Source organism: Pantoea sp. YR525 (assembly GCF_900116775.1).
In the GTDB taxonomy this organism is placed as follows: Bacteria; Pseudomonadota; Gammaproteobacteria; order Enterobacterales; family Enterobacteriaceae; genus Pantoea; species Pantoea symbiotica.
This window is the reverse complement of sequence record NZ_FPBU01000006.1, coordinates 377145-392325: the sequence shown is the minus strand read 5'-3', so window position 1 is coordinate 392325 and position 15181 is coordinate 377145. Positions and strand designations below refer to the sequence as shown.

Genomic DNA, 15181 nt, shown 5'->3' with positions numbered 1-15181 from the left:
ATTCTGGATTGTTTGTCCAGGATCCGGGGTTCAGTGCATGGCCGCGCCCTCTGCACTCCCGGGCCCTGCGCCAGCCCAACCCGCCGCTTCGCGGTACCTTCACTCATTCGCGATTCCTGACGGACCGGTGTCGATTCGCTCCTGCTCAGCGCCACCTCTCGCCGCATCCATGCGGCTCGCCCTGGAATCCCTCATTCGTTCAGCGGATTGGGATGTCGCCTCAACACCCGCGCTGCAGCAACTCTGCATTATTTCGACTCACAGTCGCTACAAATCCCGTAGGGTCGCCATTCATGGCGACCTGGTTACATGCGGCGTGACAGCGCAAAACAGATCAGCGGCATCGGCAAGGTAAACAGCAGCAGCAACCACAGCAGCACATACACCGCGTCGATGCCGTTATTTTGCAGGTTGTTATAAAGCTGAACCGGCATGCCCTGCGGGAAATAGGCGAAGATCATCACGATGCCAAACTCGCCCATGGCACGCGCCCACGCCAGTGCGCTGGCGGTTGCCAGTCCAGGCGCAGCTAGCGGGATCGATAAACGCCAGAAACGTTGCCACGGTGACGCACCCAACGTACGGCCCGCTTCCAGAATCGTCTTCGGCACACCGGCAAACGCCGAACGTGCGGTGGTGACGAAGTAGGGCAACGCGCCGTACCATTGCGCCAGAATAAACGCGGCCGGATTATTCACCAGCGTCCAGCCAAACTTCCCCAGCAACTCGCCCGGCAAGCTATACGGCCCGTAAGCGCTCACCAACAAAATCCCCATCGCCAGCGGCGGCGTCAGCAGCGGAATCATCACCAGCAGTTCGACGATTAACCGCATCCGACCGCGCGCCTGCGACAGCCACCATGCCAGCGGCAATCCACTGACAAAAATCAGCAACAGCGCGATCACACCCAAACCGAGCGACGTAGCGATAGCATTGCCATCGCCCCACGCCAGCTGCAGATGCTGCCAGTTGGTGACGCCAATCAGCGTGAGAAAAGGCACCGCCAGCAACAGCAATGCTGGCAGTGACAGCCACAGCGCGGTGGCGTGACGGGTTTTCATCAAGGGTAGATCGAACCGCCTTTCGGCGCGGCATAGCCATTCTGTTTAAACAGCGCCTGACCCGGCTGACTCAGCATAAAATCGACAAAGGCTTTGCCGGCTGCGGCGCCGTGTGGCGCATTTTTCAACACCGCGGCATAGTAAACCAGCGGCTGCGTGTGCAGCACTTTATCTTTGCCCGCGCTGTCTTTCACGCTGAAACTCACCGTGTCGTACCACTGCTTCGCCATCGCCGGATTGCTCAGATTAATCTCGTCGGGCAGTGCCACATACGGCAGATGCGCGGAGATCACTTCGCTCTCGTAACCGGCGGCGGCATCAACCTGGCCGCTCTCCAGCCGCGTTAGCAGGCCGCCTTCCAGATGGGTTTGTGCCGGATTTTGATAGCCGCCCATAATTTTATCGGCAATGCCCGGCTGCTGGTAATACTTCTCGGCCAGTAGCAGGGTAAAGATGATGTTCTGACCTTTTGGATCGTTGATCGGATCGGTGCGACCAAACTTAATGCCCGGCGTTGCCAGCACCTTCAGCCAACTGGCGTCGCTGCCGTTAGCCTGCGCGAACTGCTGGGCGTATTTTCCTTTTGGGCTATACGCCACCACCATGCTGGTGCTCGCCACCGGAATTGCATCATCAATCAATCCGGCATCTTTCAGGATCTGCATCGGCCCCGGCGTGATGGAAACAAACACATCGGCGGTGATTTTCTTGCTCGCCAGCAAACGGGCCATGCCATAAGCGCCCTGGCCCTGACCTTCATATGTGCCGTTATTTTGTTTAGCAAAAGCTGGACCTAATGATTGGTCCATCACTTTGCCCATGGAACCGGCGTAGGTCACACGGATATCGGTATCAGCTTGTGCATGCAGACTAAAGCCCGCGCCGGCAGTGAGCAGCAGCGCGGTGAGGTGAGCAAATCGCATTCCCTTTCTCGCTATATAATTAGGTAGATAGCGATTATCGGAATTGAGGCAAGCAGTGCAAGCGAAAATCTATTGCGAAATCATACCAAAGGCCCGCCGCAACGGGCCGAAGCGCTTAGGCAAGAATGCGTTTGGCCCAGGATTCAATCTCGTCGCCGCTGCCGATATCCAGCTGCACCAAACCGTTGGTAATAAAGGTTGGTGAAACGTGGATGCCATTTTGCCGTGAATATTTGCTGTGCCATTTAATCTCATTCTGCAGTTCGGCACGCAGGAACGGTTCCCGTGCGTTAACGCCGCTGTACTGCTCCAGTCGATCGAGAATCTGATTCGGCGTGGCATCCATATTCGGGCCGTGGCTGTGATCGGTAAACTCAAACTCTTCACGATGATCCGCCACCGCTTGCAGCACCTTTTTGGCTGCTGCTTTGCCTTCAGGCAAGGTTGAGGCGGCAAGGATGTAGCGCACAATCACACCGGAATACATATGCCATGGCTGTGATTGCAAACGGATTTTTAACGTCATCTTCTCTTCACCCACTAATTGCAGCAGCGCGTCGAGCTTGTTGAATGCGCGCACGGAGAACGGGCAGGTCGGTTCCAGAAATACTTCAAATACTTTCGGGCCGTGGCCCCAAACCAGCGGATCGGCGTGTAATGCGGTGGATTGGCTCATGGTAATTCCCTGTTGCAGCGATAAAAGTTGCCTTACTTTGGCAAAGCGCTGCGCGGACAGCCAGTGCGGGCTTGTGCTTTTTTGTTACAAAGCCATTCGATTGCTGCAAATGAGGCGAAAGAAAAATCGTTTTATAGATCCGCGAGCTACAAGAAACTCGGCTCGCAGCGGCTTTGCACAGAAAATAAGCGGCTATAGTTAATCCTGTTTCAATCTTCTTACTTGTAGCATTTTTAGTTCATTTGCCTGGAGCCAAACGTTAAGAGCATCGAGGTTCAATGTGTTTGCCAATCTCTCCTGGAAAATCATTCATCAGGTTCTCAACGAAACCATTGCTGAGTTAATGGACGAACATCAAACGCTGGACGTTCCCACTCTGCGCGAGCGGCTGTTGGAGATGGCGGAGAGCGAATCCGATGAATTAATGGTGTTGTGTTACTGGCAAGCGAGCAGAGTGCTGACGCGCTTGCCGCCGACGGTAACTGCCAGCCAACTGATTGAAGAGGCGCGCGTCGCCTATCGCACGCCGATTAATCACGATCCGCTTTAACCCTTGATGCTTTTCAGCGGTTTAAACGCGTTAAAGCGGCCAAGTGACGGATTTATGGTCAAGAGCGGGAAACACGCTCTGCTAGACTTGCCCTGTCAAAAACCTGGATACAGAGGACAGTAATGAAAATCAAAAGTTATGCCGCCTTGAACGCGGGTGAAGCGCTGGTGCCTCACGAGTACGAAGCTGGTGAACTGGCTGCTGAAGAGGTGCAGGTTGAGGTCGATTACTGCGGTGTTTGTCACTCAGATTTGTCGATGATTGATAACGAGTGGGGCATCTCCTCGTTCCCGGTGATTGCCGGCCACGAAGTGATTGGTCGCATCAGCGCCTTAGGCGACGCGGCGCAGAACAAAGGCTTGAAAGTGGGCCAGCGCGTGGGCATCGGCTGGACAGCGAAAAGCTGCCAGCACTGTAACGCCTGTATCAATGGCGAGCACGTCAACTGTGAAAACGGTTCAGTGCCAACCATCATGAACAAAGGCGGTTTTGCCAGCCATCTGCGCGCCGACTGGCAATGGGTGATCCCGCTGCCGGAAGCGATGGATTACACCTCTGCAGGCCCGCTGCTGTGCGGCGGCATCACCGTATTCAAACCGCTGTTGATGCATCATGTCACCGCAACCAGCCGCGTTGGCGTGATCGGCATTGGCGGCCTGGGCCACATGGCGATTAAATTGCTGCGTGCGATGGGTGCGGAAGTGACGGCATTCAGCTCGAACGCCAGCAAAACCGAGTCGATCAAAGCGATGGGCGCGGACCGCGTGGTTAACAGCCGCGACCCGCAGGCGCTGAACGCGCTGGCTGGGCAGTTTGATTTGATCATCAGCACGGTGGCGGTGGATCTCGACTGGGCACCGTACTTCCAGGCGCTGGCTCCGCACGGTAAATTCCACACCGTCGGCGCAGTGATGAAGCCGTTTGAAGTGCCAGCATTCAGCCTGATTATGGGCGATCGCGCGGTGACCGGTTCTTCTACCGGTTCACCAGGCCAGCTGCGTTCACTGATGAAACTGGCATCGCGTGCGGATATCGCGCCGCAGGTGGAAGAGTTCCCAATGTCCAAAATCAACGAAGCGCTGGACCATGTGCGCGCCGGTAAAGCCAATTACCGCGTAGTGTTGAAAGCAGATTTTTAATACGTTGTTCGGTGCGCAATAATGCGCACCGATTTACCTATCGCACCTCCCTTCCAAACAGCATTCACTATCTTAATCCCCTGATTGTTCGGCATATAATTACGCATCGCTTTGATAAACTGCTGTCAGCCAATCCAAATCGAGGACAGCAATGAAAATTTCCAGCTATGCCGCTCTGCAAGCGGGTGAGGCGCTGGTGCCTTACGAATATGATGCCGGTCCACTGGCCGCTGAAGATGTGCAGGTCGCGGTGGATTATTGCGGCGTCTGCCATTCCGATTTGTCGATGATCGATAACGAATGGGGCGGTTCACGCTATCCGCTGATTGCGGGTCACGAAGTGATTGGCCGCGTGGTGGCTTTGGGTGATGCGGCGCAAAACAAAGGGCTGCACATCGGCCAGCGCGTGGGCATTGGCTGGACGGCGAAAAGCTGCCAGCACTGCGATGCCTGTATCGAAGGCGATCAGGTGAACTGCGAAAACGGCAAAACCTCCACCATCAATAATCACGGCGGATTTGCCAGCCATCTGCGTGCTAACTGGCAATGGGTGATTCCACTGCCGGACGCGTTGGATATTGCCACCGCCGGGCCGTTACTGTGTGGCGGAATTACCGTGTTTAAACCGCTGTTAATGCGCAATATCTCCGCCACCAGCCGCGTCGGCGTGATCGGTATTGGTGGTTTAGGCCATATGGCGATCAAACTGCTGCGGGCGATGGGTGCGCACGTTACGGCGTTTAGTTCTTCTGCCGCGAAAACCGATTCGATTAAAGCGATGGGCGCCGATCGGGTGGTAAACAGCCGCGATCCGCAGGCGCTGAGCGCGCTGGCAGGGCAGTTTGATCTGATCATCAGCACCGTGGCGGTGGATCTGGACTGGAAGCCGTACTATCAGGCGCTGGCGCGCCGTGGCGCGTTCCACACAGTGGGCGCGGTGATGAAGCCGTTTGAAGTGCCGGCGTTTAGTTTGATTGTCGGCGACCGCGCGTTAACCGGATCGTCAACCGGTTCACCGGGCCAATTGCGGGCGTTGCTGAAGCTGGCGTCGCGAAGTGATATTGCGCCGCAAGTGGAAGCGTTCCCGATGTCGCAGGTGAATGAAGCGTTGGAACATCTGCGCGCCGGGAAAGCGAACTATCGCGTGGTGTTGAAGGCGGATTTTTAACAGGGTGCGGTTGGTAATAAGGTCGCCATGAATGGCGACCCTACGAAATCAGCCTCGATCATCCTTTTCGCCGAGGAAGAAATACCACAGCGGAATTGACGTCAGTGCGGTAAACACCGTGGTGTACAACGCAATCATAAAGCCTTGCGTGATGTACATGGTCAGCGACCAGTGGCTGAACGGAATGCCATATTGATCGATAACGCCGCCGATAATCGCATTGCTCATCACCGTGCCAACAATCAGCGCCAGAATAAACAAACCGCGCAGGAAGTAGCGCATCTCTTTACGCTTCACGGCAAATCGCGCGCGGATAATGCCCAGCGGAGATTGCTGTGAGGCCAGCAGCGCGGCTTCATCCAGCGGCGCGCGTTGCTGTTTACGCCAGCGCAGGATGTCCAGCAGCAGGAATGCCAGCAAACTCGCGCCCATCACCGGCAGCGCATAACCCAGCGCCAGTGCCAGCATCAACCAGGCACCTTTGGCGTAATGCGGCAACGCCATCCAGGTTTCAGTCAGGGTTTGCGCCGGATTCGCTTCCACATCTTTTGGCTGGCGAATCCACCACATGCGATAACCGAACACAATCATGCTGCACAAACCGAGGCCAAAGAACGCCAGCAACAACTGATTGGGCAAACCAAACAGCACGCCCATGTGCGCATCAACGCCCCAGCGCGTCAGCTTCGCCACCAGCGGGAAACTGGCAAAGTAGACGTGATCCACCACGCTAAAGTCCTGCGGATTCACCGACACCGCATCCACGTGCGTTGGCCAGCTGCGATCGATTTCCGTCACCGCCCACGCTTTTTCGGCGCTTTTTGGCTGACGCAATTCGAGCTTAGCCGCGCTCAGTCCATCCTGACGCGCCGCATGCAGCACGCGATCCCAGTCGGCATCGGCGGCGTTATTACGCACCGGTTTGGCGGGCGCCGCTGCCGGTTTAGTCATCGACGACATCGGCATGCTCATGCCCGACATATCCATATCCGCCTTATGCTCGGCATGCGGATCGGCCGGTGCTGCCGGTGCATCGCTGTTGAGCGAGGTGTTCACCTGTGGCGTCAACCAGTTCAGTTCAGTACGCATGCGATCGATATTGCCGCCTGCCCACTGCGACCACGTAAGGCCGGTCACCGAGAAGAACACCAAACCGATTGCCAGCGTCAGACCGAGTGTAATGTGCCAGTGGCGGCTGAAGGCGAAACCGCTGCGCGGCTGTTTCAGCTTACGTTTCGGGCGCGTCCCCAACCACAGCACCACGCCGCCCAGCGCGGCTACCCACAGCCAGGACGCCGCCAGTTCGCTGTAGTTGCGACCGAAATCGCCTAGCAGCAGACTGCTGTGCAATAAGTCGATGGTGGTGCGCAGCGGCAACACACCGCTGGTGCCATAAACCGGCAAATCGCCTTTCACTTTCAGGCTATAAGGATCGATAAACACCGCGCGGGACAGCGATGCACCGAGCGTGGAATCGCTGAACTGCACGCGCGTGGTATCCGTTGCGCCCGGCGCAGGACGCACCGCGTAGATGTGCTGATTCTCTCCCGCATAGGCGCGGGCCGCGCTGATTTGCGCTGACAGTGGCTGCGCGTTGCCGAGTGGTTCAGCAGTTAGCGCATCGGCATAAATCAGGTTTTCCAACTGGGGCGTCAACACGTAAAGCGTGCCGCTGAGCGCCGCAACGAAGATGAACGGGGCGACAAACAGACCAATATAAAAATGTAAGCGACGTAGCAAATTAAGCACCGCGCCGCGCGGTGTGGCAGAGTGAGCAGCAGACAAAGCCGTCTTCCTTCCAAAAAGAAATTGTCTTAGCACATCGCTCAAGCTGAGCGTGCGCTGCGATAAATGGGGTCAGCAGGAAAGCGGTGCAGGCGGGGCGCGCGGACGATGAATGCTGCTAAAGCGACGCACAATCGGCGCAACCACGCGGGGCAGCGGCGGGGCGCGCGAGATCACCATGATCAGCCAGATGAACGGAATAAACACCCACATTAACAGCGGGACATGCACCAGCAGATCACAATAGCCGCAGGCAAACTCGCCATCGTCCATCATGTGATGGCTCATGCCGGGCATCGACATATCCGCCATCATCATTTCATGATGGCTCATTGAGCTATCCATCATGCTGTGCTGCGGCATCGCCAGCAGCTGGCTTTGACGCTCCATCAACGTTTTCGACACAATTGGCGCGACGAACAGCAGCAGCACCGCCACAATGGCGACGCAGGCAGTTAAACGTTGGCGGAAGTGATGTGTAAACGTCATGGTTGCTAGTGGATGATTCCGTAAATGAGGCGGAAGTGTAACGCGAATGCCGTTGGCGGGTTAAAAAAACTAAGGTTATTTAAGGAAAAATTCGCACCTTTTGAAAATAATCACTTAAAGAGATGCGACTGTTAACGTTAATGCAACCTGTTAAAAACAGAGTCGAAACATTATGACGTGGTCGCCATGAATGGCGACCCTAGGGGATTTTGTAGGGTGCGCATTCATGCGCACCTGGATACAAAGCGCACAATAAATTGTGCCGCTACGGCTTGTGCGGTGATTGAAGACGCTTTAAAAAATCGATCTTCCCAGCCGCTCCGTCAGTTTCTCCAGTAGCGCGGTACCTGCTAAGGAGTTACCCGAATGATCCAGCGCGGGCGACCAGACTGCGATACTCATGTCGCCGGGGATCACCGCGACAATGCCGCCGCCGACGCCCGACTTCGCCGGCATACCCACGCGCCAGGCGAATTCTCCGGCACCATCGTACATGCCGCTGGTCATCATCAAGGCGTTCACCTGACGTGCCTGGCGCGGCGAGATCACCGCTGATTCATCATCCTGTGTGCGGCCCTGATTGGCGAGATAGAGGAAGGTGCGCGCCAGTTCTTCACAGCTCATCGCTAACGAGCAGTAGTGAAAATAGGTTTCCATCACTTTGCTGACATCGTTATGAAAGTTGCCAAAGGATTTCATCAGCCAGGCAATGGCGGCATTGCGTGCCGAATGTTCGTATTCAGAGCGCGCGACGACCCGGTCGTAATTGATGTCGTTTTGCTGCGCCAGACGACGCACAATTTCCAGCATGCGCTGACGCGGTGCTGTCAGGCGGCTTTCCAGCAGATCGCACATCACCAGCGCACCGGCATTGATAAATGGATTGCGCGGTTTCCCTTGTTCCAGCTCCAGCTGCACCAGCGAATTGAACGCCTGGCCGGACGGCTCTTTGCCGACGCGTTGCCATATTTCACCATCTTCATACAAGGTGAGCGCCACGCTGAGCGACAGCACTTTGGAGATCGATTGAATGGAGAAGCGTGTCGCCGCATCGCCCGCCTGAAAACAGCGTCCGTCAGGCGTGCAAATGGCGATGCCGAGCTGATCGGCATCCACGTCGGCCAGCGCCGGAATATAATCCGCCACTTTTCCCTGTTGGGTGAGCGGGCGAACTTCGCTGACAATCTCTTCTAGCAATGCATTACTGAGTTCCGACACCTTCACGCTCCTGCTGGTGCGCATGAATGCGCACCCTACGAAAATTGACGCCGGGCATTCGTAGGGGCACCATTCATGGCGACCTACCCGCACATCTCTGACAAGTCTGGACATTCGTGGCCAGGATGATGGTGATTTGCGTGCAGCGCGTCAATCGGCGGCGCGAAATTCTGTGAGCCTTCTGGGTGAAGCCTGCGTTACAGTGCGCTCTGATTTCATTAAATGTCGAGCCCGCGCGATGATAACCAACCTGTTTCGCGATTTTCCCGCCGCCGCACAGAACGGCAGTGCAGAGACGTTTGAAGCGCTGCTGACGCAGCCCAATCTGCATATCGAACGCATCGTTTCCACCGGGCAAGCCAGTCCGCCGGATTTCTGGTACTGCCAGACGCAAGGTGAATGGGTGATGGTTTTACAAGGATCGGCAGGATTGCAGCTGGAAGGAGAAGCGCAGGAGCGTATCTTACGGGTCGGCGATTTTGTGAACATTCCCGCAGGCTGCCGCCATCGCGTCAACTGGACGGACAGCAGCGGCCCAACGGTGTGGCTCGCGGTGCATTACGGTGCGATTCCGGTTAGCGAAATCTGAACTGAGAAGCTCATCACATGCGAAAAATATCTTCCATGTTATAAAATATGGAAAATTTATTTCAAATTGAGAGGTTCCTATCATGTCATCGCTGCCGTCCCTTGAAATCCTGTTGCAGCAGGAAGCTGAGCATCGTTTACCGCAGTTTGATTTCGATTTAGCGTGGCAAATTGGCCAAAGCATCCAGCAGCGTGCCCGTGAAGACAATGCGCCTGTGGCTATCGAAGTCTATGCTTTTGGACAGGTGCTGTTTCTGGCTGCGTTGCCAGGATCCGCCCCAGAAAACCTGGAATGGATGCGTCGCAAGCGCAATACCGTGCTGTTGACCGGTCATTCATCTATGTATGTGGGACTTTTTAACGAGCAGAAGGGCGAGCGCATGGCTCAGCAGGGTTACACTCGCCAGGAAGATTACACCGATCACGGTGGTTCTTTCCCGCTGCTCACTTCTCAGGGCGCGATTATCGGCGCAGTCACCATCAGCGGTTTACCCTCCGAAGACGATCATGCGTTGGCGTTGTGGGGGATTGCTCAGCTGCTGCGTTGATCCAGAATAACTGTAAAAAGGGTCGCCATGAATGGCGACCCTACAGGGATTTCGTAGGGTGCGCATTCATGCGCACCTGGGATTAGGTCGCCATAAATGGCGACCCTACGGGGAACAAACGCTATTTCATTGCCGGGACTTTAAGCTTATCGCCTGCGCCGGTGGCTTTGCGCAGATCGGCGACCTGGCTGGCCTTCACTTCCGCAGCCTGATTTCCCCACGAATTCCTCACGTAGTTCAGCACATCCGCCATCTCCTGATCGTTAAGTTTCCAGGAGAACGCCGGCATGCCTGCGGATGTGGGGCGACCTTCGGTGTGCGGTGCGCGGGCACCGTCCAGCAGCGAGTGAATCATGTTGGTGGGATCGTTCTGCATTGCGCCATTGCCGGCAAAGGCGGGTACCATGCCGGTGATACCTTCACCCGACAACCCGTGACACGCCGAACAATCCACCTCATAGCGCAGTGCCGCCTGATCGTGACGCGTTTTATCCATCACAAACCCGGCGGATTTCGGCGTGGAAGAGGCCGGTAAGCTGCGCAGATAAGTGGCGATAGAGTGCAAATCGCGATCGTTGAAGTACTGCGTGGAGTGCTCAACCGCCTCCGCCATTGGGCCCGCCGCCACGCTTTCGCCGTTAGAGCCGGTTTTCAGGTAGTCAGCGATTTGTGCATCGCTCCACTTGCCAATGCCAGCGTGAGGATTTGGCGTGATATCCGGCGCGTACCAGCTGCCCAGATTGCCGCCTTGCAGGTACTGGCTGCTGATTTCGCCGCCCAATGCGTTGCGCGCGGTGTGACAAACGCTACAGTGCGCCGGACCATCAACGATGTATTTGCCGCGATTCCACTCGTCATTCTGCGCAGTTTGCGGCTTGAACGCGTTGTTATCGAAGAACAACAGGTTCCAGCCCGCCATCGCCAGACGAATGTTATACGGGAAATTCATGCCCGCATTCTCATCGATGGCGTTGTGCACCGGTTTTTGCGCCGAGAAGTAGGCCCAAAGATCGTGCATATCGCCATCGCTCATTTGGGTGTAAGCGGTGTACGGCATCGCTGGATAGAGGAAGCCGTGTTCGCCGCGTCCCTGACGCACCGCGTTGAAGAAATCGCGCTCGGTCATGTTACCGATGCCGGTTTCACGGTCTGGCGAAATATTCGAGGTCTGCAGCGCGCCAAAGGGCGTATCGATTTTGTAGCCGCCGGAGAAGTCCGCATTGTGACAGGCGGCACAATCGGCGAGTCGCATCACGTACTCACCGCGTTTGATGGCGGCATCATCGTTGCTATGAAAATCGGCCAGCTGCACCTTGTTGTCGGCAACGTTGGAGCGCGCGCTGTCTAACACCACCCACAAACGGCCCGACGCCGCGATGCCCGCAATTACCGCCAGCGCGGCGAGCGTGTAGGTAATTTTCTTTGCTTTCGCCATGATTACGCCCCCACCAGCGGTGCCGGGTTATTGATGTACTTCTGGTGGATCGCCTGCGCGGCGCGCACCGCCAGCGCACCAATGGTGATGGTGGGGTTATAACCTCCGTTGTTCGGAAAGGCGGATGCGCCGACCACAAACAGGTTGTGCGCATCCCAGCTTTGCAGATACGGATTGAGTGCCGAAGTGCTGGGATCGGCGCCCATCACCGCGCCACCAATAGTGTGCGAGCTGTGCTGCTGGTAGGGATTCCAACTCTTCTCCGCCTGGTTATCCACCACGATATGCTGGCCGCCGGTCTCTTTCATGATGTTGATGGCGCGATCGGTGACGTACTTCGCCATGCGCACATCGTTCTGGTTCCAGTCGAATGTAGTGCGGATCAGCGGCTGGCCGTGACGGTCTTTGTAGTTGGGATCGAGATCGAGATAGGCTTCGCGCATCGGCATCGAGGTACCCTGGCAGAAGATGGTGCCAGCGGTTTGGTAATCGCGCTTGTAGCCCGTTTTCCACTCGCTGCCCCAGCGTTTGGTGCCGGGACGCAGGCCGTTCATGTTCTGAATCGGGCGACCGTTGGTGGAGAAGCCCATAATGCCCGCGCCGCCGATGAAATCGAGATCGCTGTGGTCGAAATTATCGCCGTTGAAGTCATCAATCTGCACCGCCAATGCGCCGCCGCCGATGAACGGATTCATGTATTCGTTATCGAAGAAGCCGGTGACGCTGGAGCAGGTTTGATAGTTGTAGTTACGGCCAATGGTGCCGCGACCGGTCAGCGGATTGTATTGCTCGCCCACGCCGGAGAGCAGCATCAGGCGCACGTTATCCATCTGATAAGCGGTGATGCAGACAATATCCGCCGGCTGGAAACCTTCCACGCCATCCTGGGTAATGAATTTCACGCCTTTTACTGTTTTACCGTCGTCATGCTTCACGGCGTGCAGCACTTCAGTTTCGGTCAGCAGCGTGAAGTTTGGACGGCGCATCAGCACCGGCAGAATGCAGGCTTGCGGCGATGATTTGGAGAAGTTGCCGCAGCCGTGGAAGTCGCAGAAGCCGCAATACGTACACGGACCCATGCTGACGCCGAGCGGATTCACATAGGCTTGCGACAGGTTACCGGCAGGCACCGTGAATGGATGGTATCCCATGCTCTCGGTGGTTTTGCGGTACTTGCTCATCCAATGTGTATCTTTCAGCGGCGGGGTAGGATAGTCGCGCGAACGCGGGCCTTCGAAAATATTGCCGCCTTTTTGCGGCTGACCATTGAGATTACCCGCGATGCCGGAAGTCCCCGCGATGCGCTCGAAGCGATCGTAGAACGGCGCCATTTCGGCGTAGGTCACTCCCCAATCCTGCAGTTGTAAACCCTGCATCTTCTTCGCGCCGTAGCGTTCACGGGTTTGCTTCGCCACTTCAAAATCCCACGGGGTAAAGCGCCATGACATGCCCGCCCAGTGCGTGCCGGCACCGCCCACGTTCCAGCCAAACTGAAACGCCGACCAGTTACGCACCGGTGCCGCCAGCTGATCGCTGCGGTTGCGGAAGGTAGTGGTTTCCACGCTCATCGGTTGCAGGATTTTGCGGCGCGTGTGGAAACGCAGTTCATCGGCATCAATGGCGACCGGAAAATCGGTCGAGGTATCGCGCCAGGCTCCGCGCTCAATGGCGACCACGTTGAGTCCCGCGCGGGTTAGCTCTTCCGCCATCACCGAACCGGCCCAACCTAAGCCGACGATGACCACGTCAGCTTTATTTCTAACTAATGACATTGACTCAGCTCCGGCTATTTAATCGTTAGGAATTAGGCTGACGGGAATAAGCGCCAGATTTTCGTTGCGGCGTTCGATATAAGGGCGATAGTCATAACGTGCGCCAGGAAAACCGATCATTTTCCAGCCCACCATATTTTTATTTCCGCCATAAATCGGATCCGCTAAATAGCTTTCACGCGCGTTTTGCAGCATTAATTCAAACAGCGCCTGACTATTCACGTCTTTTCCTAAATCGATCTTGCCGTCTTCCATTGCCGTCAGGAATATATCGATCTGTTCAGCTGATAAGGTATGCAATGAAGCCTGATGCTGTTGCTGCGCCCACTTTTCCAGCGCGCTTAAGCCGGTTAAATAGCGCGCTTTCGGTGGCGTGAGAAATTGCGGGCTGCCCATCAACGCCGCTTCATTTTCCGGATGCAGCGGTGCCTGCAAATAGAGCGCCGCGCCGGAGCCATAATCCCCGGCTAACTGGTTATCGAGGAACTCAATCGCGCCAGCTTCACTGGCGGATGGGCCAAGATCATCGGCGGGGATCAGACGATCAAAAATGGCGGCCAGATTCTGGCGATCCAGCGGATTAGTGAGCACCTGATAACCGTCTTGCCATGCGGGTTGCGGCAGGTGATCGGGGCTGAGTTTGGTTTCCAGCGGTACATTGTGCAGCTCTTTCGCCCGCAGTTGCGGCGCGACGGCGAGGGATGCCACAATTCCACTGAGCGAAAAGAGCGCTTCTCTTCGGTTCATACTTCTTATCCCTTAATCTTCAAGAAATGAATATTGACAGAGCACGACGTTTTAAATTTCAGACGCAATGACATCGCGCTAAATAGCGCGCAGGCGCTAGCGACGAATCTGCGTTCGTTATTATTTTTTTCAGAGGTAGGTTAAAATACGGTCGCCATAAATGGCGACCCTACGGAATATGTTGTAGGGTCGCCATTTATGGTGACCGTATGCGCGGGAAACCCGTTTATCGGGCGCCCTTTATGTTAATGAATATATTTATTCATATCTTCATAGCAGTGACGGGAAATATCCCACAGATCGTCTTCCCAGTTTTGCGGACTTAACAGCTCCGGCGACCAAACGCCGTCGTAGCCGGTGGCTTTCACCGCAGCCACCCAGGCGGCAATATCGACATCGCCTTCGCCCGGCGCATAGTCGCGTTGTACCCACTCATCCCAGGCTTCGCCCGGTTTAGCTGCGCGACCATCGCAGAAATGCACGCCGTAAATCAGATCTTTATCCATGCGCGCCACTTCGGCAGGCGTGGTGCCGCCGCCAGCATGCAGGTGCCAGAAATCCACCACCACGCCGAGGTTGTCTTTGCCGCTCTGTTTAATCAGGTCAAGCGCGTGTTGCAGCGAATTGAACGCGGTGAAGGCGACGACTTCAATCTGGAATTTGATGCCGTGCGGTGCGCCGATATCGGCGATGGCGGAGATATTCTCCAGCAGGATGGCATCACGTTCGGCTGCGGAAAGGTGATCGAGTTCGGTCAGCGCCATGATTTGCACTACCGGGCAACGCAGTTCCACCGCAGCCTGGCAGATTTTTTCCGCTTCGTGCAGCAGCTCAGCGCGTGCTTGCGGTTCATGGCGACCAATGCGTTTCAGCGCATTGATACAGGTAATATCGACGCTGTATTTCGCCATCAGCTCGCGGTAGGCAGCATAGCTGCCACCGTTTTCCAGATAGCGATACAGATGTTCTGGCAGGATTTCCAGCCCACTAAAGCCTGTCTCATGGGCGATGCGTAACTGAGTGACGGCATTGCTGTACCAAACAGACACGCCATGCAACGACAACTTCATCTCTCCTCCTTG

The 15181-nt window shown here is 56.0% G+C and carries 15 protein-coding genes; 5 read left to right on the top strand and 10 right to left on the bottom strand.

All coding sequences use genetic code 11. The features are described 5' to 3' along the window. Positions 1-305: 305 nt before the first annotated feature. From BM323_RS14920 to BM323_RS14910, 3 genes are all read right to left on the bottom strand, one after another. Positions 306-1061: a molybdate ABC transporter permease subunit gene (locus BM323_RS14920; RefSeq protein ID WP_008107993.1), complete on the bottom strand. Its 756-nt coding sequence runs from the start codon at positions 1059-1061 to the stop codon at positions 306-308. After that, positions 1061-1984, bottom strand: a complete 924-nt coding sequence (locus BM323_RS14915) for an extracellular solute-binding protein (protein WP_008107994.1) — start codon at positions 1982-1984, stop codon at positions 1061-1063. The genes BM323_RS14920 and BM323_RS14915 overlap by 1 nt, the downstream gene beginning before the upstream one ends. Positions 1985-2099: 115 nt before the next feature. Continuing rightward, positions 2100-2660 (bottom strand): hypothetical protein, encoded by a 561-nt coding sequence (locus BM323_RS14910; RefSeq protein ID WP_008107996.1) that lies wholly within the window; start codon positions 2658-2660, stop codon positions 2100-2102. A gap of 280 nt (positions 2661-2940) precedes the next feature. Between BM323_RS14910 and BM323_RS14905 the strand changes: the two genes are divergently transcribed. From BM323_RS14905 to BM323_RS14895, 3 genes are all read left to right on the top strand, one after another. Further along, entirely contained in the window at positions 2941-3210 is a 270-nt protein-coding gene (locus BM323_RS14905; protein ID WP_008107999.1) for a hypothetical protein, read from the top strand. 122 nt (positions 3211-3332) lie between these two features. Continuing rightward, complete coding sequence (locus BM323_RS14900; protein ID WP_008108001.1) at positions 3333-4349, top strand: NADPH-dependent aldehyde reductase Ahr; 1017 nt, start codon at positions 3333-3335, stop codon at positions 4347-4349. A gap of 151 nt (positions 4350-4500) precedes the next feature. After that, positions 4501-5517: an NADPH-dependent aldehyde reductase Ahr gene (locus BM323_RS14895; RefSeq protein ID WP_008108003.1), complete on the top strand. Its 1017-nt coding sequence runs from the start codon at positions 4501-4503 to the stop codon at positions 5515-5517. 48 nt (positions 5518-5565) lie between these two features. Here the strand turns inward: BM323_RS14895 and BM323_RS14890 are convergent, their stop codons facing one another. From BM323_RS14890 to glsB, 3 genes are all read right to left on the bottom strand, one after another. Further along, positions 5566-7302, bottom strand: coding sequence for a DUF2534 family protein (locus tag BM323_RS14890; RefSeq protein ID WP_008108005.1), 1737 nt, complete (start codon positions 7300-7302; stop codon positions 5566-5568). 72 nt (positions 7303-7374) lie between these two features. Beyond that, entirely contained in the window at positions 7375-7791 is a 417-nt protein-coding gene (locus BM323_RS14885; RefSeq protein WP_008108007.1) for a DUF2946 domain-containing protein, read from the bottom strand. 294 nt (positions 7792-8085) lie between these two features. Beyond that, positions 8086-9009 (bottom strand): glutaminase B, encoded by a 924-nt coding sequence (glsB, locus tag BM323_RS14880; protein ID WP_175501710.1) that lies wholly within the window; start codon positions 9007-9009, stop codon positions 8086-8088. Positions 9010-9247: 238 nt separating this feature from the next. Between glsB and BM323_RS14875 the strand changes: the two genes are divergently transcribed. Both BM323_RS14875 and BM323_RS14870 read left to right on the top strand, forming a co-directional pair. Then, on the top strand, positions 9248-9598 hold the full coding sequence (locus BM323_RS14875; protein WP_008108011.1) for a cupin domain-containing protein: 351 nt from the start codon (positions 9248-9250) through the stop codon (positions 9596-9598). An 82-nt stretch (positions 9599-9680) separates the two neighbouring features. Next, positions 9681-10145, top strand: a complete 465-nt coding sequence (locus BM323_RS14870) for a heme-degrading domain-containing protein (protein ID WP_008108017.1) — start codon at positions 9681-9683, stop codon at positions 10143-10145. Positions 10146-10266: 121 nt separating this feature from the next. On the opposite strand, the gene BM323_RS14865 is transcribed toward BM323_RS14870, so the two are convergent. From BM323_RS14865 to BM323_RS14850, 4 genes are all read right to left on the bottom strand, one after another. Further along, the gene (locus BM323_RS14865) at positions 10267-11580 is read right to left on the bottom strand and encodes a cytochrome c (protein ID WP_008108019.1); all 1314 of its coding nucleotides are present in this window, start codon (positions 11578-11580) and stop codon (positions 10267-10269) included. A gap of 2 nt (positions 11581-11582) precedes the next feature. Next, the gene (locus BM323_RS14860; RefSeq protein ID WP_008108021.1) at positions 11583-13352 is read right to left on the bottom strand and encodes a GMC family oxidoreductase; all 1770 of its coding nucleotides are present in this window, start codon (positions 13350-13352) and stop codon (positions 11583-11585) included. An 18-nt stretch (positions 13353-13370) separates the two neighbouring features. Further along, positions 13371-14099 carry a gluconate 2-dehydrogenase subunit 3 family protein gene (locus tag BM323_RS14855; RefSeq protein ID WP_008108023.1) on the bottom strand — a complete coding sequence of 243 codons (729 nt, stop codon included), beginning with the start codon at positions 14097-14099 and terminating at the stop codon, positions 13371-13373. A 245-nt stretch (positions 14100-14344) separates the two neighbouring features. Further along, positions 14345-15169: a sugar phosphate isomerase/epimerase family protein gene (locus BM323_RS14850; RefSeq protein ID WP_008108025.1), complete on the bottom strand. Its 825-nt coding sequence runs from the start codon at positions 15167-15169 to the stop codon at positions 14345-14347. Between the last annotated feature and the right edge of the window lie 12 nt (positions 15170-15181).

Bases quoted from the DNA above. Each gene is read 5' to 3' on its own strand.
- BM323_RS14920 (WP_008107993.1), bottom strand. From the start codon at position 1,061: ATGAAAACCCGTCACGCCACCGCGCTGTGGCTGTCACTGCCAGCATTG.
- BM323_RS14915 (WP_008107994.1), bottom strand. From the start codon at position 1,984: ATGCGATTTGCTCACCTCACCGCGCTGCTGCTCACTGCCGGCGCGGGC.
- BM323_RS14910 (WP_008107996.1), bottom strand. From the start codon at position 2,660: ATGAGCCAATCCACCGCATTACACGCCGATCCGCTGGTTTGGGGCCAC.
- BM323_RS14900 (WP_008108001.1), top strand. From the start codon at position 3,333: ATGAAAATCAAAAGTTATGCCGCCTTGAACGCGGGTGAAGCGCTGGTG.
- BM323_RS14895 (WP_008108003.1), top strand. From the start codon at position 4,501: ATGAAAATTTCCAGCTATGCCGCTCTGCAAGCGGGTGAGGCGCTGGTG.
- BM323_RS14885 (WP_008108007.1), bottom strand. From the start codon at position 7,791: ATGACGTTTACACATCACTTCCGCCAACGTTTAACTGCCTGCGTCGCC.
- BM323_RS14875 (WP_008108011.1), top strand. From the start codon at position 9,248: ATGATAACCAACCTGTTTCGCGATTTTCCCGCCGCCGCACAGAACGGC.
- BM323_RS14870 (WP_008108017.1), top strand. From the start codon at position 9,681: ATGTCATCGCTGCCGTCCCTTGAAATCCTGTTGCAGCAGGAAGCTGAG.
- BM323_RS14865 (WP_008108019.1), bottom strand. From the start codon at position 11,580: ATGGCGAAAGCAAAGAAAATTACCTACACGCTCGCCGCGCTGGCGGTA.
- BM323_RS14860 (WP_008108021.1), bottom strand. From the start codon at position 13,352: ATGTCATTAGTTAGAAATAAAGCTGACGTGGTCATCGTCGGCTTAGGT.
- BM323_RS14855 (WP_008108023.1), bottom strand. From the start codon at position 14,099: ATGAACCGAAGAGAAGCGCTCTTTTCGCTCAGTGGAATTGTGGCATCC.
- BM323_RS14850 (WP_008108025.1), bottom strand. From the start codon at position 15,169: ATGAAGTTGTCGTTGCATGGCGTGTCTGTTTGGTACAGCAATGCCGTC.